At 41.0% G+C, this 23,299-nt stretch carries 20 protein-coding genes and 1 pseudogene; 17 read left to right on the top strand and 4 right to left on the bottom strand.

Annotated elements, in window-relative coordinates:
* Positions 1-4: 4 nt before the first annotated feature.
* Together ACLNCV_RS03380 and ACLNCV_RS03375 are read left to right on the top strand one after the other, a co-directional pair.
* A complete protein-coding gene (locus tag ACLNCV_RS03380) occupies positions 5-544 on the top strand; it encodes a 5-formyltetrahydrofolate cyclo-ligase (protein ID WP_045610951.1) in 540 nt (179 codons plus the stop codon).
* Complete coding sequence (locus ACLNCV_RS03375; protein ID WP_261100380.1) at positions 528-1,205, top strand: rhomboid family intramembrane serine protease; 678 nt, start codon at positions 528-530, stop codon at positions 1,203-1,205. Before ACLNCV_RS03380 ends, ACLNCV_RS03375 begins: the two co-directional genes overlap by 17 nt.
* Before the next feature lie 216 nt (positions 1,206-1,421).
* Here the strand turns inward: ACLNCV_RS03375 and galU are convergent, their stop codons facing one another.
* From galU to argS, 4 genes are all read right to left on the bottom strand, one after another.
* Positions 1,422-2,321: a UTP--glucose-1-phosphate uridylyltransferase GalU gene (gene galU / locus ACLNCV_RS03370; RefSeq protein ID WP_424844863.1), complete on the bottom strand. Its 900-nt coding sequence runs from the start codon at positions 2,319-2,321 to the stop codon at positions 1,422-1,424.
* Between the two features lie 21 nt (positions 2,322-2,342).
* Positions 2,343-3,359, bottom strand: coding sequence for an NAD(P)H-dependent glycerol-3-phosphate dehydrogenase (locus tag ACLNCV_RS03365; protein WP_020903403.1), 1,017 nt, complete (start codon positions 3,357-3,359; stop codon positions 2,343-2,345).
* A gap of 169 nt (positions 3,360-3,528) precedes the next feature.
* Entirely contained in the window at positions 3,529-3,774 is a 246-nt protein-coding gene (locus ACLNCV_RS03360; RefSeq protein WP_000084858.1) for a hypothetical protein, read from the bottom strand.
* Between the two features lie 375 nt (positions 3,775-4,149).
* Positions 4,150-5,841, bottom strand: a complete 1,692-nt coding sequence (gene argS, locus ACLNCV_RS03355) for an arginine--tRNA ligase (RefSeq protein ID WP_424844862.1) — start codon at positions 5,839-5,841, stop codon at positions 4,150-4,152.
* A gap of 135 nt (positions 5,842-5,976) precedes the next feature.
* Here argS and argR point away from each other — a divergent pair, with 135 nt between their 5' ends.
* From argR to ACLNCV_RS03280, 15 genes and pseudogenes are all read left to right on the top strand, one after another.
* Positions 5,977-6,423, top strand: a complete 447-nt coding sequence (gene argR / locus ACLNCV_RS03350; RefSeq protein WP_001231476.1) for an arginine repressor — start codon at positions 5,977-5,979, stop codon at positions 6,421-6,423.
* 50 nt (positions 6,424-6,473) lie between these two features.
* Positions 6,474-9,008, top strand: a complete 2,535-nt coding sequence (gene mutS / locus ACLNCV_RS03345; protein WP_424844861.1) for a DNA mismatch repair protein MutS — start codon at positions 6,474-6,476, stop codon at positions 9,006-9,008.
* Positions 9,009-9,153: 145 nt separating this feature from the next.
* Positions 9,154-10,860, top strand: coding sequence for a multidrug efflux ABC transporter subunit PatA (gene patA, locus ACLNCV_RS03340; RefSeq protein ID WP_125393528.1), 1,707 nt, complete (start codon positions 9,154-9,156; stop codon positions 10,858-10,860).
* Position 10,861: 1 nt separating this feature from the next.
* Positions 10,862-12,628: a multidrug efflux ABC transporter subunit PatB gene (gene patB, locus ACLNCV_RS03335; RefSeq protein WP_424844860.1), complete on the top strand. Its 1,767-nt coding sequence runs from the start codon at positions 10,862-10,864 to the stop codon at positions 12,626-12,628.
* A 137-nt stretch (positions 12,629-12,765) separates the two neighbouring features.
* Complete coding sequence (locus tag ACLNCV_RS03330; protein ID WP_424844859.1) at positions 12,766-13,455, top strand: gamma-glutamyl-gamma-aminobutyrate hydrolase family protein; 690 nt, start codon at positions 12,766-12,768, stop codon at positions 13,453-13,455.
* A 171-nt stretch (positions 13,456-13,626) separates the two neighbouring features.
* The gene (locus ACLNCV_RS03325) at positions 13,627-14,976 is read left to right on the top strand and encodes a glucose-6-phosphate isomerase (RefSeq protein WP_000018239.1); all 1,350 of its coding nucleotides are present in this window, start codon (positions 13,627-13,629) and stop codon (positions 14,974-14,976) included.
* A gap of 183 nt (positions 14,977-15,159) precedes the next feature.
* Positions 15,160-15,960 (top strand): SDR family oxidoreductase, encoded by an 801-nt coding sequence (locus ACLNCV_RS03320; RefSeq protein WP_001000837.1) that lies wholly within the window; start codon positions 15,160-15,162, stop codon positions 15,958-15,960.
* A gap of 62 nt (positions 15,961-16,022) precedes the next feature.
* Positions 16,023-17,849 (top strand): BglG family transcription antiterminator, encoded by a 1,827-nt coding sequence (locus tag ACLNCV_RS03315; RefSeq protein WP_424844885.1) that lies wholly within the window; start codon positions 16,023-16,025, stop codon positions 17,847-17,849.
* Positions 17,849-18,346: a transcriptional regulator GutM gene (locus ACLNCV_RS03310; protein WP_424844858.1), complete on the top strand. Its 498-nt coding sequence runs from the start codon at positions 17,849-17,851 to the stop codon at positions 18,344-18,346. Before ACLNCV_RS03315 ends, ACLNCV_RS03310 begins: the two co-directional genes overlap by 1 nt.
* Entirely contained in the window at positions 18,343-18,888 is a 546-nt protein-coding gene (srlA, locus tag ACLNCV_RS03305; RefSeq protein WP_001015684.1) for a PTS glucitol/sorbitol transporter subunit IIC, read from the top strand. Before ACLNCV_RS03310 ends, srlA begins: the two co-directional genes overlap by 4 nt.
* A 13-nt stretch (positions 18,889-18,901) precedes the next feature.
* On the top strand, positions 18,902-19,882 hold the full coding sequence (gene srlE / locus ACLNCV_RS03300) for a PTS glucitol/sorbitol transporter subunit IIB (protein WP_020992831.1): 981 nt from the start codon (positions 18,902-18,904) through the stop codon (positions 19,880-19,882).
* A 98-nt stretch (positions 19,883-19,980) separates the two neighbouring features.
* Positions 19,981-20,352 (top strand): PTS glucitol/sorbitol transporter subunit IIA, encoded by a 372-nt coding sequence (locus ACLNCV_RS03295; RefSeq protein WP_008808177.1) that lies wholly within the window; start codon positions 19,981-19,983, stop codon positions 20,350-20,352.
* Between the two features lie 196 nt (positions 20,353-20,548).
* Positions 20,549-21,025 (top strand): annotated as a pseudogene (gene pgi / locus ACLNCV_RS03290) (glucose-6-phosphate isomerase); the annotation flags it as partial.
* A gap of 127 nt (positions 21,026-21,152) precedes the next feature.
* A complete protein-coding gene (gene gltX / locus ACLNCV_RS03285; RefSeq protein ID WP_424844857.1) occupies positions 21,153-22,613 on the top strand; it encodes a glutamate--tRNA ligase in 1,461 nt (486 codons plus the stop codon).
* Between the two features lie 13 nt (positions 22,614-22,626).
* Positions 22,627-23,061, top strand: coding sequence for a cytidine deaminase (locus ACLNCV_RS03280; RefSeq protein WP_261019339.1), 435 nt, complete (start codon positions 22,627-22,629; stop codon positions 23,059-23,061).
* Positions 23,062-23,299 lie beyond the last annotated feature (238 nt).

Raw genomic sequence — 23,299 nt, 5'->3', positions numbered from 1 at the left:
GTCTATGAAATCGGAATTACGGAAGCAAGTCTTACAAGAAATGAAGGCTTTATCTCGAGAGCAAAAACAGTTTATAGACCAAGCTTTAACTGAGCGACTTTTACAACACCCCTTTTACCAAGAAGCCGAGGTCATCGCAACCTATCTTTCTTTTTCTCATGAGTTTCAAACGCAGGAACTGATTGAGCAGGCGCTGAAGGACGGCAAGAAGGTTCTGATACCTAAAACCTATCCCAAGGGGCGCATGGACTTTGTGGTCTATGATCCACAGCAGTTGGTAAAAACTTCCTTTGGATTACTGGAACCACAGGGAGATTTGGAAGTAGTGGATGCTTCTCAGATTGATTTGATTCATGTTCCTGGTCTGGCTTTTACGACGGAAGGATATCGGATTGGATACGGTGGAGGTTATTATGACCGCTATCTGGAACATTTTTCTGGTCATACTTTGAGTACGGTTTATCCTTGTCAAATTCAGGACTTTATCTCTGAAAATCATGATATTCCTGTTCAGGAGGTACTGATTGATGAAGGAAATCTTTGATAGACGTTACCCTGTGACGAGTTTCTTTCTCTTAGTGACGGCCTTGGTATTTCTACTAATGTTGGTGAGCACAGGCGGAAACTTTGACAGGGCAGACACATTATTTCGATTTGGAGCTATGTATGGACCAGCTATTCGCCTCTTTCCTGAGCAGATTTGGCGTCTCTTTTCTGCCATTTTTGTTCATATTGGTTGGGAGCATTTCATTGTTAATATGCTTTCGCTCTATTATCTTGGTAGGCAGGTAGAGGAAATTTTCGGATCCAAGAAGTTTTGCTTTCTCTATCTTTTATCTGGAATGATGGGCAATCTCTTTGTTTTTGTATTTAGTCCCAAATCCTTAGCAGCAGGAGCCTCTACTTCTCTCTATGGGCTATTTGCTGCGATTATTGTTCTTCGCTATGCAACGCGTAATCCTTATATCCAACAGCTAGGGCAATCTTATCTGACACTTTTTGTGGTTAACATTATTGGAAGTGTTCTGATTCCAGGAATCAGCCTAGCAGGCCATATCGGGGGAGCAGTTGGTGGCGCATTTCTAGCAATTATCTTTCCAGTCCAAGGTGAAAGACGGATGTATAGCGCTAGTCAGAGACTGGTAGCGGTAGTGTTGTTCGTAGGACTCGCAGTCTTACTTCTCTACAAGGGAATGGGGATGTGAAGAAGTTGGAAGACAATTTGTGTAATGAAAAAAGATAAGGCATTTCGAACCTTATCTTTTTTGTTTTATACTCAATGAAAATCAAAGAGCAAACTAGGAAACTAGAAGCAGGTTGCTCAAAGCACTGCTTTGAGGTTGTAGATAGAACTGACGAAGTCAGTAACATATATACGGCAAGGCGACGTTGACGTGATTTGAAGAGATTTTCGAAGAGTATTAGTCCTTTTCAGCTAATTCTTTTCCAAGTTGGATGAGGTAATCTTTCAAGTCATCTTTGACTTGTGGGTGTTTGAGGGCATAGTCAATAGATGTTTTCACAAAGCCAAACTTATCCCCAACGTCGTAACGAGCTCCTGTAAATTCGCGAGCGAAAACACGCTGTGTTTTATTAAGCGTATCAATCGCATCAGTAAGCTGGATTTCATTTCCAGTACCAGGAGCTTGATTTTCGAGGATTTCAAAAATTTCTGGTGTGAGCAGATAGCGTCCGATAATTGCCAAATCACTTGGAGCATCTTCTGGAGCTGGTTTTTCAACGAAAGTTTCGACACTGTAGAGACCATTAATCCCTTCACCCTGAGGAGCTATAACTCCATATGCTGAAACGTCTTCATGAGGGACAGGCATAACAGCAATTGTTGATGCGTGAGTTGTCTCGTAATCATTCATCAGTTGTTTTGTCAATGGGATAGCCTTGTCGTTAGTAATGTCCATTAGGTCATCACCAAGCATGACAACGAAGGGCTCATTCCCTACAAAAGCTTTGGCTTGTAAGACAGCATCTCCAAGCCCACGAGGATGGCTTTGACGGATAAAGTGAAGGCGAATGCCAGTTGTTTCGTCTACCAATTTTAACAAGTCATGTTTGCCTTTTTCTTTGAGGTTGTACTCAAGCTCAAAGTTTGAGTCAAAGTGGTCTTCAATAGAACGTTTTGATTTACCAGTGACAACCAGAATATCTTCAATACCTGATTTAAGAGCTTCTTCTACGATAAATTGGATAGTTGGTTTGTCCACAATTGGCAACATCTCTTTAGCAAGTGCTTTGGTTGCTGGTAAAAATCGAGTTCCAAGTCCAGCGGCAGGGATGACTGCCTTTCTAACTTTTGATGTCATAAGAATCCTTTCTCTAGAGGGTTAAGACCACTCATTTTCTGCTTTAAATTCATTGTTCATGATGTCGTAAATGGCATCTTTAATATTGGTTCCGTGGTAAATAACTTGGTAAATGGCTTGTGTAATTGGCATATAGACTCCAAGTTCTTGCGCTAGTTCATAGGCTGCTCGAGTTGTTGAGATTCCTTCAATCACCATGCCCATATTGGCTTCGATATCAGCTAGAGATTCTCCACGACCAAGAGCATCTCCGGCTCTCCAGTTACGAGAGTGGATGGAGGTTCCCGTTACGATCAAGTCTCCTACACCGGATAAGCCACTATAGGTCAATGGACTGGCCCCAAGTGCTACTCCTAGGCGGGTAATTTCTGCCAAGCCTCGAGCGATGATGGCTGCCTTGGCATTGTCACCAAATCCCAAACCATGTAAAGCTCCAGCACCGACAGCAATAATATTTTTAAGAGCACCAGCAGTTTCAACTCCGATAACATCCGTATTGGTATAAAGTCGAAAGTAGTGATTACTAAAGAGTTCCTGAACATATTGAGCTGTTTGTAAATCTTTAGAAGCAGCAGTGATTAAAGTCAGGTCACGTACAATGGTTTCTTCCGCATGACTAGGTCCTGAAACAACGACAATATCACTGCGGAGATGTTCAGGAATTTCTTCTTCAAGGATAGTTGATAATCGTTTATGGCTATCAGGCTCTAATCCCTTTGATGCGTGCATGATGATAGCCTTATGGTCTAAGGTTTTTGCAACTTGTTGGGCAACAAGTCGTGTCACTTTTGTTGGGACAACAAACAAAATCGCATCTACATCTTTTAATGCCTCTGCTAAGTCAGTGTAGGCAATGATATTTTCATCTAGAACGACATCTTTAAAGTAGTGCTTGTTAGTATGATAGGTATTAATTTCATTGATTTGCTCGGGAAGATTTCCCCAAATACGTACCTCGTGTCCATTGTCATTTAAGACTTGTGAAAGGGCAGTTCCCCAAGAACCAGGCCCCAAGACGGCGACGGTTTGTTTTTCCATGTTTTCCTCCTTAATAGAGTCCTTTTCATTATTCTATCATATTCTAGAGGATTTTGCACTTGCATTACTGGGGAGTGGTGGCTTTGTTACTTGAAAAATACACAAAAACCGAGACGAAGGGACAAACTCTCAGTCTCGGTTTTTATATTCCTTAAAAGAATAGCTCGGTTTATTTCAATTGATCTGTAATGTCTTTTGACAGTAACATTCCCAGATGATAAGTTTTATTGATGTAAGCAATGACATCATTGATATTTTCAGTCGTGTGAATTTTCTCTTTGATATCAGTCCTAAATGTTTCATCCTTCAAAAGTTGTTCTTGGTAGAGTTTTTGCAGTCTCTCCTTCTCGTACTTATTGAGCAGAAAAAGGAAAACCAAGCTAATCACAACGAGGATATAAGCATATTGGCTCATAGGAAATCTCCCTGTATGATAAAGAAGTAGTAGTGAGTAAATCGATTTAGTGGATCTAAAATAGCAGAACAAGTCAGCAAAACTTGATAAGATTTCTGATAGACCTCTAAACCAAAATCCGTATAGATTTAGTGTAAGTTACTTAGATTGCTTTACATTCTAGTGACTTGAAGATTAGCACCAGCCACTAAGCCAATTAATAGATTTGGTTGACCAATTTAGTGAGGCGTTTAGGCAAGTGTCTCTGGTTACGACGTAAAGAAACATAAATCGATAATATTTATGTTTCTTTACTAGTGAAGCAGTTAGCTAGTCCGCATATAAGCGGCTAGCGTCTAACAATTAGGAACTTTAGTTCCAATTGTTAGTACTGAATCACATCTTCTCAGGTGCTTCTACTCCAAGCAAGCGAAGGGCTTCTTTGAGAACGATTGCTGTTGCATAGCTAAGGGCTAGACGGCTGTCGCGTTCTGAGCTTTCATCCAAGATGCGCGTGTGTGCATAGTACTTGTTAAAGGCTTGAGCTAAGCTAATTGCAAATTTAGCAATGATAGAAGGTTCAAAGTTATCCGCCGCACGGTTGATAATACGTGGGAAGTCTTGGATGAGTTTGATGATTTCCCAGCTTTCAGCATCATTCAAGCTATAGTTGCCAGCTGTTTCTGGTTTGAAATCCGCTTTGCGTAAGATAGATTGGATACGAGCGTAGGCGTATTGAACGTAAGGTCCAGTTTCACCCTCGAAGGATACCATAGCCTCTAGGTCGAAGTCGTATCCATTTGTACGGTCGGTCTTAAGGTCATAGAATTTAATGGCTCCAACCCCAACAGCATGTGCTACCTGGTCTTTGTTTTCTAGTTCAGGATTTTTAGCCTCGATTTGGGCCTTGGCACGGCTAATAGCCTCTGCAACAGTAGGCTCTAGTAAGATGACATTCCCTTTACGAGTAGAGAGTTTTTTCCCTTCTTTTGTAACCAAACCAAAAGGAACGTGAGTAATGTCTTCACTCCAATCGTAGCCCATCTCTTGCAAAACAGCTTTGAGTTGTTTAAAGTGGGCAGATTGTTCTTGACCAACAACGTAGATAGATTTAGCAAATTGGTATTCGTTTTTACGGTAAAGGGCTGCAGCCAAGTCACGTGTGATGTAGAGAGTTGCACCATCAGATTTCTTGATGAGGGCTGGATGTTCAATTCCATATTTCTCAAGATTGACAACTTGGGCACCTTCTGACTCAACAAGAAGTCCTTTTTCAGAAAGAATGTCTACAACTGCATCCATCTTATCGTTGTAGAAGGCTTCTCCGTTGTAGCTATCAAATTCGACTTGCAATTCATTGTAAAGGCGGTTAAATTCCACCAAACTTTCATCACGGAACCATTGCCAAAGAGCGAGAGCTTCCTCGTCACCATTTTCAAGTTTACGGAACCATTCGCGTGCTTCTTCATCCAAGCTAGGGTCGTTTTCAGCTTCAGCGTTGATGCGAACGTAGAGTTTAAGGAGTTCATCGATTGGATGAGCTTTTACAGCTTCTTCGTCGCCCCATTTTTTGTAGGCAACAATCAGCATCCCAAACTGCTTACCCCAGTCTCCCAAGTGATTGACCTTAACCGTTTGATAACCGATTTTTTGGAAAATATGTGATAAGCTATCTCCGATAACAGTTGAGCGCAGGTGACCAATAGAGAATGGTTTAGCGATATTGGGACTAGACATGTCGATAACAACATTTTCTTGTTTGCCAATAGTTTGGTCAGCATAGTGTTCTTTTTCAGTGATAACAGCTTGCAATACTTGAGCAGAAATAGCAGATTTATCAAGGAAAAAGTTGACGTAAGGTCCTGTTGCAACAACCTTTTCAAAGGCTTGGCTGTTAATTTTTTCAGCCAGTTCAGCAGCAATCATTTGAGGTGCTTTACGTTCGACTTTTGCAAGAGAAAAAGCAGGGAAAGCGATGTCTCCCATTTCTGAGTTTTTAGGGGTTTCCAGTAAATTTAAAATAGCCTCTTGGTCCAGGCTATCAATGATGCTAGCCAACTCGCTAGCAATCAATTCTTTTGTATTCATTAAGAGCTCCTTTTTGGACTTTTCTACTATTTTATCACAATTTTAAAGAAAGAAGAAAAAATTTTTGAAATCTCCTGTTTTTTTGGTATAATATAGTTATAAAATTAGTTATAAATATGCATATAAGAGGATTTTATGAGAAAAAGAGATCGTCATCAGTTAATAAAAAAAATGATTACTGAGGAGAAATTAAGTACACAAAAAGAAATTCAAGATCGGTTGGAGGCGCACAATGTTTTTGTGACGCAGACAACCCTGTCTCGTGATTTGCGCGAAATCGGCTTGACCAAGGTCAAGAAAAATGATATGGTGTATTATGTACTAGCAAATGAGACAGAAAAGATTGATTTGGTGGAATTTTTGTCTCATCATTTAGAAGGTGTTGCAAGAGCAGAGTTTACCTTGGTACTTCATACCAAATTGGGCGAAGCCTCTGTTTTAGCAAATATTGTAGATGCAAACAAGGATGAATGGATTTTAGGAACAGTTGCTGGTGCCAATACCTTATTGGTCATTTGTCGAGACCAGCACGTTGCCAAACTCATGGAAGATCGTTTGCTAGATTTGATGAAAGATAAGTAAGGTCTTGGGAGTTGCTCTCAAGACTTATTTTTGACAAGGAGAGACGGACAATGACGACAGAAAAGCTATCACCCGGCATGCAACAGTATGTGGATATTAAAAAGCAATATCCAGATGCTTTTTTGCTCTTTCGGATGGGTGATTTTTATGAATTATTTTATGAGGATGCGGTCAATGCTGCGCAGATTCTGGAAATTTCCTTAACGAGTCGCAACAAGAATGCCGACAATCCGATTCCTATGGCGGGTGTTCCCTATCATTCTGCCCAACAGTATATCGATGTCTTGATTGAGCAGGGCTATAAGGTAGCCATTGCTGAACAGATGGAAGATCCTAAACAAGCAGTTGGGGTTGTAAAACGAGAGGTTGTTCAGGTCATTACGCCAGGGACAGTGGTCGATAGCAGTAAGCCGGATAGTCAGAACAATTTCTTGGTTGCCATAGACCGCAAAGGCAATCAATTTGGCCTAGCTTATATGGACCTGGTGACGGGTGACTTTTATGTGACAGGTCTTTTGGATTTCACGCTGGTTTGTGGGGAAATCCGTAATCTCAAGGCGCGAGAAGTGGTGCTGGGCTATGACTTGTCTGAGGAAGAGGAACAAATCCTTAGTCGTCAGATGAATCTGGTACTTTCCTATGAAAAAGAAGGCTTTGAAGACCTTCATTTACTGGATTCACGATTAGCAGCTGTGGAGCAAGCGGCATCTAGTAAGTTGCTCCAGTATGTCCATCGAACTCAGATGAGGGAATTGAACCACCTCAAGCCTGTTATCCGCTATGAAATCAAGGATTTCTTGCAGATGGATTATGCGACCAAGGCTAGTCTGGATTTGGTTGAGAATGCTCGATCAGGCAAGAAGCAAGGCAGTCTTTTCTGGCTTTTGGATGAAACCAAAACAGCTATGGGTATGCGGCTCTTGCGGTCTTGGATTCATCGCCCCCTGATTGATAAGGAACGAATCGTCCAACGCCAAGAAGTGGTGCAGGTCTTTCTCGACCATTTCTTTGAGCGTAGTGATTTGACAGACAGTCTCAAGGGTGTTTATGACATTGAGCGCTTGGCTAGTCGGGTTTCTTTTGGTAAAACCAATCCCAAGGATCTCTTGCAGTTGGCGACTACCTTGTCTAGTGTGCCACGGATTCGTGCGATTTTAGAAGGCATGGAGCAACCTGCTCTAGCTTATTTTATAGAACAACTGGATGGAATTCCTGAGTTGGAGAGTTTGATTAGCGCAGCGATTGCTCCTGAAGCTCCTCATGTGATTACGGAAGGTGGTATTATCCGGACTGGATTTGATGAGACTTTAGACAAGTACCGTCGCGTTCTCAGAGAAGGGACTAGCTGGATTGCTGAGATTGAGGCTAAGGAGCGAGAAAATTCTGGTATCAGCACGCTCAAGATTGACTACAATAAGAAGGATGGCTACTATTTCCATGTGACCAATTCACAACTGGGGAATGTGCCAGCCCACTTTTTCCGCAAGGCGACGCTGAAAAACTCGGAACGTTTTGGAACCGAGGAATTAGCTCGTATCGAGGGAGATATGCTGGAGGCGCGTGAGAAGTCAGCTAATCTAGAGTACGAAATCTTTATGCGTATTCGTGAAGAGGTCAGCAAGTATATCCAGCGTTTGCAGGTTCTAGCCCAAGGAATTGCGACAGTTGATGTCCTGCAAAGTCTCGCAGTTGTTGCTGAAACCCAGCATTTGATTCGACCTGAATTCGGAGATGATTCGCGAATTGATATCCAGAAAGGGCGCCATGCTGTTGTTGAAAAGGTTATGGGGGCTCAGACCTATATTCCAAATACGATTCAGATGGCAGAAGATACCAGTATTCAACTGATTACAGGGCCCAACATGAGTGGGAAGTCAACCTATATGCGTCAGTTAGCCATGACGGCAGTTATGGCCCAGTTGGGTTCTTATGTGCCAGCAGAAAGCGCCTATTTACCTATTTTTGATGCGATTTTTACTCGTATCGGAGCAGCAGATGACTTGGTTTCAGGTCAGTCAACCTTTATGGTAGAGATGATGGAAGCTAACAATGCCATTTCGCATGCGACTAAGAACTCTCTCATTCTCTTTGATGAATTGGGACGTGGAACTGCAACTTATGATGGGATGGCTCTTGCTCAGTCTATCATCGAATATATCCATGAGCACATCGGAGCTAAGACCCTCTTTGCGACCCACTACCATGAGTTGACTAGTCTGGAGTCTAGTTTACAACACTTGGTTAATGTCCACGTGGCAACTTTGGAGCAGGATGGGCAGGTCACCTTCCTTCACAAGATTGAACCAGGACCAGCCGATAAATCCTACGGTATCCATGTTGCCAAGATCGCTGGCTTGCCAGCAGATCTTTTAGCAAGGGCGAATAAGATTTTGACTCAACTGGAGAGTCAAGGGGGAGAAAGTTCAAGTCTGATGAGGCAAACAAGTGCTGTCACTGAACAGATTTCACTCTTTGATACGGCAGAAGAACATCCTATCCTAGCAGAATTGTCTAAATTGGATGTTTACAATATGACACCTATGCAGGCTATGAATGTCTTGGTCGAGTTAAAACAAAAATTATAAAGAATGAATTCCTTGTCATTCTAGCTGTATCAAGGAGACTTCTTTGACAAGTTCCCACTTTTTTGCTAGAATAACATCACACAAACAGAGTGAGAAGGAGCTGACGCATTGTCGCTCCCTTTTGTCTATTTTTTAAGGAGAAAGTATGCTGATTCAGAAAATAAAAACCTATAAGTGGCAAGCCCTGGCCTCGCTACTGATGACAGGCTTGATGGTTGCTAGTTCACTTTTGCAACCGCGTTATCTGCAGGAAGTGTTAGACGCCCTCCTTGCTGGAAAATATGAAGCTATTTATAGTATAGGGGCTTGGTTGATTGGTGTGGCCGTGGTCGGTCTGGTTGCTGGTGGGGTCAATGTTATCCTTGCAGCCTATATTGCTCAAGGAGTTTCATCCGACCTTCGAGAGGATGCCTTCCGTAAAATCCAAACCTTTTCTTATGCCAATATTGAACAATTTAATGCGGGAAATCTAGTCGTTCGAATGACAAATGATATCAACCAGATTCAGAACGTCGTCATGATGACCTTCCAAATTCTTTTCAGACTCCCCCTCTTGTTCATCGGTTCGTTTATCTTGGCGGTTCAAACCCTACCTTCTCTGTGGTGGGTGATTGTTCTCATGGTAGTCTTGATTTTTGCCTTGACTGCTGTCATGATGGGAATGATGGGGCCTCGTTTTGCCAAGTTTCAAACCCTTCTTGAACGCATCAATGCCATTGCCAAGGAAAATCTGCGCGGTGTTCGTGTGGTCAAGTCCTTTGTCCAAGAAAAAGAGCAGTTTGCTAAGTTTACAGAGGTATCAGACGAGCTTCTTGGTCAAAACCTTTACATTGGTTATGCCTTTTCAGTAGTGGAACCCTTTATGATGTTAGTCGGCTACGGGACGGTTTTCCTCTCTATTTGGCTAGTTGCTGGGATGGTTCAGTCGGATCCGTCAGTTGTTGGTTCCATTGCTTCCTTTGTTAATTACCTAAGCCAGATTATCTTTACCATTGTTATGGTTGGATTTTTAGGAAATTCTGTCAGCCGTGCCATGATTTCCATGCGTCGTATTCGAGAAATTCTTGACGCAGAGCCAGCCATGACCTTCAAGGATGTACCAGATGAAGAGTTGGTCGGAAGTCTTAGCTTTGAAAATGTGACCTTTACCTATCCAATGGACAAGGAACCGATGCTGAAAGATGTGAGCTTTACTATTGAACCTGGTCAAATGGTTGGTGTCGTTGGAGCGACTGGTGCAGGAAAATCAACCTTGGCTCAATTGATTCCACGTCTCTTTGACCCACAGGAAGGGGCTATCAAAATCGGAGGCAAGGATATTCGCGAAGTGAGTGAAGGAACCCTGCGTAAAACAGTTTCTATCGTTCTTCAACGTGCCATTCTCTTCAGTGGAACGATTGCAGACAACTTGAGACAGGGTAAGGGAGATGCTACTCTATTTGAAATGGAACGCGCAGCTAATATTGCCCAGGCTAGTGAATTCATTCATCGTATGGAGAAAACCTTTGAAAGTCCAGTTGAGGAAAGGGGAACCAATTTCTCTGGTGGGCAAAAGCAAAGGATGTCGATTGCTCGTGGAATTGTCAGCAATCCACGTATTCTGATTTTTGACGATTCGACCTCAGCCTTGGATGCCAAGTCAGAGCGCCTGGTTCAGGAAGCCTTGAATAAGGACTTGAAGGGAACAACAACTATTATCATCGCTCAAAAGATTAGCTCGGTAGTTCATGCAGACAAGATCTTGGTTCTAGATCAAGGACGATTGATTGGTCAAGGCACGCATGCAGACTTGGTTGCTAACAATGCCGTTTACCGTGAAATCTATGAAACACAGAAAGGAAAGGAGGAGTAAAATGAAGACAGTTCAGTTTTTTTGGAATTATTTTAAAGTTTATAAGCTATCATTTGTAGTTGTTATCCTGATGATTGTTTTAGCGACTCTTGCTCAAGCCCTCTTTCCGGTCTTTTCTGGACAAGCAGTGACGCAGCTAGCTAATTTAGTTCAAGCTTATCAAGATGGCAATCCAGAACTTATTTGGCAAAGTCTATCAGGAATCATGGTCAATCTTGGACTGCTGGTTTTGGTTCTATTTATCTCTAGTGTGATATACATGTGTCTCATGACGCGTGTGATTGCAGAGTCGACTAACGAGATGCGCAAAGGCCTCTTCGGTAAGCTTGCTCGCTTGACGGTTTCTTTCTTTGACCGCCGACAAGATGGAGATATCCTGTCTCGTTTTACCAGTGATTTGGATAATATCCTCCAAGCTTTTAACGAAAGCTTGATTCAGGTCATGAGCAACATCGTTCTATACATTGGTCTGATTCTTGTCATGTTTTCGAGAAATGTGACGCTGGCCCTCATCACTATTGCCAGTACACCAGTGGCCTTTCTCATGCTGATTTTTATCGTGAAAATGGCACGGAAATATACCAACCTCCAGCAGAAAGAGGTAGGGAAGCTCAATGCCTATATGGATGAAAGTATCTCAGGTCAAAAAGCCGTGATTGTGCAAGGTATTCAAGAGGATATGATGGCAGGATTTCTTGAACAAAATGAGCGCGTGCGCAAGGCAACCTTTAAAGGAAGAATGTTCTCAGGAATTCTTTTCCCTGTCATGAATGGGATGAGTCTGGTCAACACAGCCATCGTCATCTTTGCTGGTTCAGCTGTACTTTTGAATGATAAGTCTATTGAAACAAGTACAGCCCTAGGTTTGATTGTTATGTTTGCCCAATTTTCACAGCAGTACTACCAGCCTATTATTCAAGTTGCGGCAAGTTGGGGAAGCCTTCAGTTAGCCTTTACAGGTGCTGAACGGATTCAGGAAATGTTTGATGCAGAGGAAGAAATTCGACCTAAAAATGCTCCGACCTTCACTCAGTTGCAAGAAGGTGTTGAAATTAGTCATATTGATTTTTCATACTTGCCTGATAAACCCATTTTGAAAGATGTCAGCATTTCTGCTCCTAAAGGCCAGATGACAGCGGTTGTTGGTCCGACGGGTTCAGGGAAAACGACTATTATGAACCTCATCAATCGCTTTTATGATGTTAATGCTGGTGGGATTTATTTTGACGGTAAAGACATCCGTGACTATGATTTAGATAGTCTCAGAAGCAAGGTGGGAATTGTCTTGCAAGATTCGGTCTTGTTTAGCGGAACGATTCGAGACAATATCCGTTTTGGTGTGCCAGATGCTAGTCAAGAAATGGTTGAGGCAGCAGCCAAGGCAACCCATATTCACGACTACATCGAAAGCTTGCCTGATAAGTACGATACTCTTATAGATGATGACCAGAGCATCTTCTCGACAGGACAAAAGCAATTGATTTCTATCGCTCGAACCCTGATGACAGATCCAGAGGTTCTCATTCTCGATGAAGCCACTTCGAACGTAGATACTGTGACAGAAAGCAAGATTCAGCATGCCATGGAGGCGGTTGTAGCAGGCAGAACTAGTTTCGTCATTGCCCATCGTTTGAAGACTATCCTCAATGCAGACCAGATTATTGTCCTTAAAGATGGAGAAGTCATTGAACGCGGTAGCCACCATGAACTCTTGAAACTGGGTGGCTTCTATTCAGAACTCTATCACAATCAATTTGTTTTTGAATAAGAAAAAAGTTGTCCCCTTGGGCAGCTTTTTCTTGTCCATAAAAAATATTTATCACAGCCTTAAAAAAAACATATTAGACGAAAGTCATTTTGAGTGATATGATAAGACTATCGTTAACATTCGAAAGGAGAGGCATCATGGCTAGAACGGTTGTAGGAGTTGCTGCAAATCTATGTCCCGTAGACGCAGAGGGCAAAAACATTCATTCATCTGTATCTTGTAGATTCGCAGAGAGCATTCGTCAAGTCGGTGGTCTCCCTTTAGTCATTCCTATTGGTGATGAGTCAGTTGTTCGCGATTATGTAGAAATGATTGACAAACTTATCTTGACAGGCGGTCAAAATGTCCATCCTCAGTTTTATGGAGAGAAAAAGACCATCGAGAGTGATGATTACAACCTAGTGCGTGACGAATTTGAATTGGCACTCTTGAAAGAAGCGCTTCGTCAGAATAAACCAATCATGGCAATCTGTCGCGGTGTCCAACTTGTCAATGTTGCCTTTGGGGGAACTCTCAATCAAGAAATCGAAGGCCACTGGCAAGGACTACCTTTCGGGACATCTCATTCTATTGAGACAGTAGAAGGAAGTGTGGTGGCTAAGCTATTTGGGAAAGAAAGTCAGGTTAACTCCGTCCATCGTCAAAGCATTAAAGATTTGGCACCTAATTTCCGTGTAACTGCTGTTGACCCAAGAGACCAAACCATCGAAGCGATTGAGTCTATCGACGAACACCGCATTATCGGTTTGCAGTGGCATCCAGAATTTTTGGTCAATGAAGAAGATGGCAACTTAGAATTATTTGAGTATTTATTGAATGAATTATAACGACTGGAAACCTAGTCGTTTTTTTGTCTTATTTCGTTCAAATTTTAATATTGTAACATTTTTTACGCAAATGTTTAAATTATGATAAAATTTGGAAAAATTCAGTATAAAAACTTGAAAAAATCTAAGGTAAGGGTTATGATAGAAGAGAAGAAATTTTGGAGGAATATTATGTCACATATTAAATTTGATTATTCAAAAGTATTAGATAAATTTGTTGCACCACATGAACTAGATTATATGCAGCCTCAAGTGACTGCAGCAGATTCTGCTCTGCGAAATGGTACAGGTCCTGGGGCAGAAATGACTGGCTGGTTGAACTTACCTGAAGAATATGACAAAGATGAATTTGCTCGTATTCAAAAGGCTGCTGCTAAAATCCAATCTGATAGTGAGGTATTGATCGTAATCGGTATTGGTGGTTCCTATTTAGGAGCTCGTGCAGCTATTGATTTCTTGAATAATTCATTTGTAAACTTGCAAAGAAAGGAAGAACGCAAGGCACCTCAGATCCTCTATGCTGGAAACTCTATCTCTTCAAGCTATTTGGCTGATTTGGTAGACTATGTATCAGACAAAGATTTCTCAGTAAACGTGATTTCTAAATCAGGTACAACAACTGAACCGGCTATTGCTTTCCGTGTCTTCAAAGAACTCTTGGTTAAGAAGTACGGTCAAGAAGAAGCTAACCAACGTATCTACGCAACTACAGACCGCGCTAAAGGTGCAGTTAAGGTTGAAGCAGATGCTAATGGCTGGGATACTTTTGTAGTGCCTGATAGTGTAGGTGGTCGTTTTACAGTATTGACAGCAGTGGGGCTCTTGCCAATCGCAGCTGCAGGAGCTGATATCAGCAAGTTAATGGAAGGAGCAAATGCTGCTCGCAAGGCTTATGCTTCTGATAAGTTGGCTGAAAATGAAGCATATCAATATGCAGTTGTACGCAATATCTTGTACCGTAAAGGTTATCTGACAGAAGTTCTAGCTAACTATGAACCATCTCTGCAATACTTCTCTGAGTGGTGGAAGCAACTGGCTGGTGAGTCAGAAGGGAAAGACCAAAAAGGGATTTATCCAACTTCAGCTAACTTCTCAACAGACTTGCACTCTCTGGGACAATTTATCCAGGAAGGTACCCGTATCCTCTTTGAAACAGTTATCCGTGTAGATAAACCTCGCAAAAATGTGCTGATTCCTGAATTGGCAGAAGACTTGGACGGTCTTGGCTACTTGCAAGGAAAAGATGTTGACTTTGTCAATAAAAAAGCTACAGATGGAGTGCTGTTAGCACACACTGATGGTGGAGTTCCAAATATGTTTGTGACTCTTCCTGAGCAAGATGAGTTCACTTTGGGCTACACTATTTACTTCTTTGAGTTGGCTATTGCTCTTTCTGGCTACCTGAATGGTATCAATCCATTTGACCAGCCTGGAGTTGAAGCTTATAAGAAAAACATGTTTGCTCTTCTTGGGAAACCAGGCTTTGAAGAGCTGGGTGCTGAGTTGAATGCACGCCTTTGATTCTCATATGCTTTGAGTTCATTTAGAATATAAAAAGATCCACAAGTTCATTTCTTGTGGATTTTTAGTACAAGCCTCTTAATTAGTTTATTATTTTTTTTAAAAGTGTAAAAAAGAGTGTCTTAATTCTTTTATGAAAGCGCTGTATAATTGCCTTGTAAATAAAATTTGAGAGGTATCAAAATGAATGATTGGTTAAACATAAAAGGCAAAACAGTTCTTGTGACTGGCGCGTCATCTGGGATCGGTAAGGCAATCGTTGAAGAATTGCTGGAATTAGGTGTCAATGTAGCGAATTTCGATCTTAGCGACAACGATTTGCGTCATCCAAATCTATTATTTGTGAAAGTTGATGTAACTTCTCGCTCTGAAGTAGAAGAGGGTGTTGCCAAAATAGTTGAAAGATTTGGCAATATTGATGCAGTGGTCAATAATGCAGGGATTAATATCCCTAGATTATTAATCGATGCAGAAAATCCTAAAGGTCCTTACGAATTGGACGATGAGACGTTCGAAAAAGTAACGATGATTAATCAAAAAGGTTTGTATCTGGTTAGTCAGGCAGTGGGACGTATTTTAGTGAAAAATGGAAAAGGTGTAATTGTGAACATGGCTTCAGAAGCAGGCTTGGAAGGTTCTGAAGGACAAAGTGCCTATGCTGCCACAAAAGCAGCAGTCTATAGTTACACTCGTTCATGGGCAAAAGAGCTGGGTAAGCATGGTGTACGTGTGGTTGGAATTGCTCCAGGAATTATGGAAGCTACGGGACTTCGAACTCTTTCTTATGAGGAAGCTCTTGCTTATACCCGTGGAAAGACGGTAGAAGATATTCGAGCTGGTTATGCTTCAACTTCAACAACTCCTTTGGGACGAAGTGGTAAACTACGGGAAGTAGCTGACCTTGTAGCATTCTATATTTCAGACCGTTCTAGCTATATAACTGGAGTCACTACAAATATTGCCGGAGGGAAAACTCGCGGTTAAAAAAATGAAGGTGAGGAAGAGAGTTGACCATAGTAAATCGATGGTATAACATTTTAGAAAAAATGGTCTCACAGCCAACTTATTCCTTAGTAGATATGCGCTCAGAGCTGGATATTAGTATGCAAACCTTGCAAAAGAGTATCCAACAATTAAATGATGTTTTGGCTCCGAGTATCCAGATTATCTCACAAGATGATAAGTTAATGTTAGAGGTGTATGACTATACTGAGTTGGAAGGGATTTTATCTGGTAGTTTAAAACGGGAGAGTGACTTCAATTCTTCCAGTAAAAGAATTGCCTATTTACTAAAACGTTTAATTAAGTCAACCTCCCCTCTTCTTATTGACGACTTGGCTGAGGAAGCAGGTGTTAGTAGAAGTACCCTTAATAAGGATTTAAAACAAGTAAAATCTTTGGCAGAGAGTTACTCTATCACTATTTCAGGAAAGCCCAACCGTGGGCTGGAGGTCTTGGGGTCCGAGCTGAATTTGCGCTTGCTCTATATTCACCAAGTGGCCCCTTACTTTGAAGGAAAGACACTCACCGAGGCAACATCTTCTTTTCTGGAGACGCTACTCCAGGAGTATAAAATCCCGAAAGAAACAAAGGAACTCCTTCGAAAGACAATTTCAATTATGGTGGAGCGTATTCATGCATCTAGGGTGTTGAGTTGCCCTATTCCTTACTATAGGAATGATTTAACAGAGACACCTTTGGTTGAAAAATTAATCTATCATATTGAGATGACTTATAAGATTTCCCTCAGTCAGTTTGAAATAGACTTTTTGTGTTTTCCGTTTAATATCCGTTTTATTGACACTTTAAGCAAGCCGTCTTATCAATCTGAACAGCTTGCAAACATTTTTCAAGGGATTGTCAAGAAAGTCAAAGAAACAATGTTGGTTAACTTTGATGATGAAGAATTATTTGAAGAAATCAAGTCTCATCTAGGCCCCTTAATCAATCGACTGATTTTCCATGTGCAAGCTAATGATATATTCCATGGCGAGGTTCAAACTCAATATCCTTTTGCTTTTGAAATGGCGAAAATTGCTGGAGAAGAACTATCTGCAATTTTTGGTTCTGAATTGGAATTATCTGAAATCGGATATCTGGCTTTGTATTTTGAAATGATTTTAAGAAAGCAAAACTCTGTTGTAAATGGTTCTCGCAAGCAGATAGCTGTAGTTTGCACAACAGGAAGAGGAACTGCTGCGATGATTATTCAGCAACTCAGACGAATCCTTGGAAATGATGTAGACATTACTCAGTATTCTGAAGAAGATTTTAATCTGGATTTGAATCAGGACTATTTCGCGATTTTTACGACAGTTCCTCTAAAATATAAAGATTCTAAATCTCCAGTCATTCAAGTTAATCATCTTTTTGATGATCAATGGCTGCAGGAAGAATGGCAGAGGGTCAATGCTTTTCATCAAAAAAATCTAGAAACAGTCAGCTTACGTTTTCTTCGGTTGAGTCCCCAAAAAACCTATCAGCAATACTTGCTAAATATGGTTGCAGAGTTAGAGAAACTTCAGATGATTGATGAAGGTTTTAGAAATCGGATAATTGATAGGGAGAAAAAGCAATCAACCATTTTTGGTGGAGGAATTGCCTTCCCCCATACAATTAACCAGGGTTATGCAAAGACTATTTTAATGTTCGGAAAACTAGAAGAGCCTTATCAAAAAGGAGATGAATGGATTGAATTTATCTTTCTAGTCGCCATACCCTCAGAAATTGAAAGAAAAATGGAAAGTGAATTGCTGGAATTGTATGACGATATTTTTCGAATTGCAGGAGAGCCTTCTCTAAAAGAAGCATTGAGGGCTGTAGAAACAGAGACAGAGTTTCTATCATTTTCTAAGAGCAAAGGAGTATTTTAATGAATTCGCTAATAATTTTCGCTGTATTTGTCATGGCAGCTTATATATTTCAAATGTTCCTCGGCTGGCAGCAACTCAAAGACTTCAATAAGACCTATACGATGCTCCGAAAACTGGGGCGCGTAGCGATTGGCAGGAAGTCCGGAAGAATAAAATCCGGTACGATTGTCATGTTCGCGGTTGATGAAAACGGTCGGGTTCTTAAAGCTAGCAAAATGCAAGGAGTCACAATCTTAGCGCGTTTTCAAAATATGGATGATTATGTCGGAGAAGACATCCATTATTTTGACAAGTATAATCCTCTTGTGAGAAAAGAAAATAAGTTGATGCAATCAGCCATAGAAGATGCTAGAAAAGTCTATCTTTGGCATGAGGCAGGTATTGAGAAAGAGACAAGTTCTTCTGATTCTTTTCTGGGATTCGGCTTTTATGCGGATTACTTACAATTATCTATTAAACAGTTATTTAAAAAAAATAAGAAAGGGAGTTCCTTATGAATCACATTACAAATTTTGCAGAGAGTTTTATGAAACTCTTCCAATTAGGTGGAGAAACCTTTATTAGCTGGATGACAAATATTGTACCACTTGTCTTAATGCTATTGATTGCAATGAATACCCTTATCGCTTTCTTGGGAGAAGAGAAGGTCAATTCCCTGGCTAAGATTTCTGCTAAAAATCCTGTTAGCCGGTATATGATTTTACCTTTCATTTCAGCCTTTATGCTGGGGAATCCGATGGCAATCAGTATGGGACGTTTCTTACCAGAATATTATAAACCTAGTTTTGTAGCAGCTCAGATGCAGTTCTGCCATACTTCAAATGGTGTATTTCCGCATATCAATCCTGGGGAATTGTTTGTATGGATGGGAATTGCAACAGGAATTCAAACTTTAGGTTTAAGTCAAATGGACTTAGCCATTCGTTACATGCTTGTTGGGCTTGTCATGAACTTTGTAGGCGGTTGGGTGACCGATTTTACAACTGCTTATGTAGCAAAACAGCAAGGTGTTACCTTGAGTAAAACATTTGATTTATAGAAAGAGTGAAATTATGTCATATAAGAGTATAAAAGTTGTTAAAGGAAATGGCGGTTTCGGAGGACCTTTGGTCATTACACCTAGTGAAGCTAAGCATAAATTCATCTATATCACTGGCGGAGGAGAAAAGCCAGATATTGTGGATAAAATTGCTGATTTGACCGGTATGGAAGCTGTTAATGGGTTTAAAACTTCTATCCCAGATGAGGAAATTGCTTTAGCAATCGTGGATTGTGGCGGTACTCTTCGCTGTGGTATTTATCCTAAAAAGGGGATCCCTACAATAAATATTGTCGCTACAGGGAAAAGTGGGCCTCTAGCTCAATATATAACCGAGGAAATCTATGTGTCAGCAGTTGGCCTTAATCAAATTTCTGCTGCTAATGAAGACGAAAAAGCGACAACTGTGGTAACAGAAAAGCCAACTTACGATACTAGTAAAAAAATTACAGAGCAAAAAGCTGAAACAAGTATTGTAGCAAGAATTGGGATGGGCGCTGGGAAGGTCGTTGCGACTTTCAACCAGGCTGCTCGTGAAGCCATCCAAACAATGCTCAACACGATCATTCCTTTCATGGCCTTTGTTTCCTTGCTGATTGGGGTTATTCAAGGTTCAGGTGTTGGAAATTGGCTGGCAAAATTAATGGTTCCCCTAGCTGGGAACATCTGGGGACTCATTTTGATTGGCTTTATCTGTTCCTTGCCATTCCTATCTCCTTTGTTAGGCCCCGGAGCTGTTATCAGTCAGATTATTGGAACCTTAATTGGAGTTGAAATCGGCAAAGGGAATATTCCGCCCCAAATGGCTCTGCCAGCTATATTTGCTATCAACACTCAAAACGGTTGTGATTTCATTCCTGTAGCACTCGGTCTATCTGAAGCCAAGGCTGAAACAGTTGAGGTTGGTGTCCCTTCTGTGCTTTATTCACGCTTTCTCAATGGTGTTCCGCGGGTGCTAGTAGCTTGGATAGCTAGTATTGGCCTTTATCAGTAAACCTTTGATAGATGCACGTAAACATAGCAACTATTATGTTAAACTTATCTATAAGCATAAGTTTATGACAGATTTGAGAAAGGATGAATAGGAATTAGATGAAGAAAATTTTTGAAGCTAAAGTAATTCAAGTGGGGCCTGAAGCTCAGAATATGATTCAAGATGCCAATATGCTCATTTTGTTTGGAGAAGAAGCTCCGGAAGACTTAGCAGAGTATTGTTTTAAAATCGATAACAAAAATCTTCTAGGTGCAATACTAGAAGGTGGAAAGCTGGTGGTAGATAGTCAGGAATATTCGATTACTGCCGTAGGAAATGTAGTAGAAAAAAATTTAACTGGACTGGGCCATATCACGATTTCTTTTGATGGTTCAAAAGAGGGCAGCCTGCCGGGCACTCTCCATGTTGCAGCAGACCAAGCAGTAGTAATTGAAAAGGACTCTACCATTCAGATTTTCGAAACTGCTTGACCATAACAAAATTTAAAATCAAGCAATTTAGAAAAATAAAAGTCTAAAAAATTGATTCAGAGCCTGGACAAAAAGTCCAGGCTTCTCGGTCTAAATTAGAAAAAATAGATGACGCAGTGGTTGATTGGCAAGTCAATCAAACTAGCCAGTCAGTGTAAGGGAATTTCCAGCAGATGCATCCACAAGGGGTGCTTGAACAGAAGGGAAAGACCAAAAAGGTATCTACCCAACTTCAGCTAACTTCTCAACAGACTTGCACTCATTGGGTCAATTTATCCAAGAAGGAACTCGTATCATGTTTGAAACAGTTGTCCGCGTTGACAAACCTCGTAAGAACGTGATCATCCCTACTTTGGAAGAAGATCTTGATGGACTTGGTTACCTTCAAGGAAAAGACGTTGACTTTGTAAACAAAAAAGCTACTGATGGTGTTCTTCTTGCCCACACAGATGGTGACGTGCCAAACATGTACGTGACTCTTCCTGAGCAAGATGCTTTCACTCTTGGTTACACAATCTACTTCTTCGAATTGGCTATCGCTCTTTCAGGTTACTTGAATGCTATCAACCCATTTGACCAACCAGGTGTTGAAGCTTACAAACGTAACATGTTTGCCCTTCTTGGAAAACCAGGATTTGAAGAATTGAGCAAAGAACTTAACGCACGTCTATAATAGAAGAAAAGAGTGGCTTGTCCACTCTTTTTACTCTCTTTATCCATAGAAATTGGCCTCAGCCAAGACTTGTGATATAATATAGAGAGCAAAAAGGCAGACGCCTAGAGACTTTATAGGAGAAACTATGTCAAAAGATATCCGCGTACGTTACGCACCAAGTCCAACAGGACTACTACACATCGGGAATGCCCGTACAGCATTGTTCAACTACCTTTACGCACGTCATCATGGTGGAACTTTTATTATCCGTATCGAAGATACTGACCGTAAACGCCATGTCGAAGATGGTGAACGTTCACAACTTGAAAACCTTCGTTGGTTAGGTATGGATTGGGATGAAAGCCCAGAAACACATGAAAATTACCGCCAGTCTGAGCGTTTGGACTTGTATCAAAAATACATCGATCAACTATTAGCTGAAGGAAAAGCCTACAAATCTTACGTTACAGAAGAAGAGTTGGCAGCTGAACGCGAACGCCAAGAAGCAGCTGGCGAAACACCACGCTACATCAACGAATACCTTGGTATGAGTGAAGAAGAAAAAGCAGCTTACATCGCAGAACGTGAAGCAGCAGGAATCATCCCAACAGTTCGCTTGGCGGTCAATGAGTCAGGTATCTACAAGTGGCATGATATGGTCAAAGGTGATATCGAATTTGAAGGTGGCAATATCGGTGGTGACTGGGTTATCCAAAAGAAAGATGGTTACCCAACTTACAACTTTGCCGTTGTCATCGATGACCATGATATGCAAATTTCTCACGTAATCCGTGGAGACGACCACATTGCTAATACACCAAAACAGCTCATGGTTTATGAAGCACTTGGTTGGGAAGCTCCAGAGTTCGGTCACATGACTTTGATTATCAACTCTGAAACTGGGAAAAAATTGTCTAAACGTGACACCAACACCCTTCAGTTTATCGAAGACTACCGTAAAAAAGGTTATTTACCAGAAGCAGTCTTTAACTTTATTGCTCTTCTTGGTTGGAACCCAGGTGGCGAAGATGAAATCTTCTCTCGTGAAGAACTCATTAAACTTTTCGATGAAAACCGCCTGAGCAAGTCACCAGCAGCCTTTGATCAGAAGAAACTCGACTGGATGAGCAATGACTATATCAAGAATGCAGACCTAGAAACTATCTTTGAAATGGCAAAACCATTCTTAGAGGAAGCAGGCCGATTGACTGACAAGGCTGAAAAATTAGTTGAGCTCTATAAACCACAAATGAAATCAGTAGATGAGATTATCCCATTGACAGATCTTTTCTTCTCAGATTTCCCAGAATTGACAGAAGCAGAGCGCGAAGTCATGGCGGGGGAAACAGTCCCAACAGTTCTTGAAGCCTTCAAAGAAAAACTTGAGGCGATGACAAATGATGAATTTGTAACAGAAAATATCTTCCCACAAATCAAAGCTGTTCAAAAAGAAACAGGTATTAAAGGAAAAAATCTTTTCATGCCTATTCGTATCGCAGTTTCGGGTGAAATGCATGGACCAGAATTGCCAGATACAATCTTCTTGTTAGGCCGTGAAAAATCAATCCAGCATATCGAAAATATGTTAAAAGAAATCTCTAAATAAGAAGGATGCAACAATGGACATCTGGGAAAAGATGTACGAAGAAGCACAGAAACTGTATAATCCACATGAAGTATCTGATTTTGTTTATACTAATCATGTCGTTGCCGCTGTAGAAGCAGAAGATGGACAACTATTTACAGGATTCTGTATGGAGGGAAGCTGTGGTGTTTTCCATCTCTGCGCAGAACGGGCGGCCCTCTTCAATATGTACCAATTCTCGGGACAAACTAAGGTTAAGAAAGTATTAGCCTTTCGAGATAAACCACCTTATGGTGGAAGTTCAGCCATGCCTTGCGGTGCCTGTAGAGAATTCCTTTTAGAGCTTGATGCTGAAAATAAAGATGCAGAATTTATGATGGACTATAATATAAGAAAAACAGTTAAAGTCGCAGAACTAATCCCATATTGGTGGGGAGAAGAACGGGCTTCCAAGTTTAATAATCAATAGAAGAGTCAGTATAATGCTGACTCTTTTTACTTAAAGCTTAAGTTCAACTGGTTTTACTAATGCTTGATTAGTCGAAAAGAATCGAAAAAAGAGTGCACAAAATCCTCTAATCTGAAAGCGTTTCAGATTAAGTTTCGCTATGGTGGAAGTTACGTTGAGAAGTTACCACTTAAAAAAAGTTTAAAAAAGTTGTTGACAAAAAATAAAAAGCCTGTATAATAGTAAGAGTTGAAAACAG

Origin of the sequence: Streptococcus sp. CL5.50 (genome assembly GCF_049738015.1) — a bacterium.
Lineage (GTDB): Bacteria > Bacillota > Bacilli > Lactobacillales > Streptococcaceae > Streptococcus > Streptococcus mitis_CA.
Note: the sequence above shows the minus strand (reverse complement) of the source record. Positions and strands in the feature narration are given on the sequence as shown.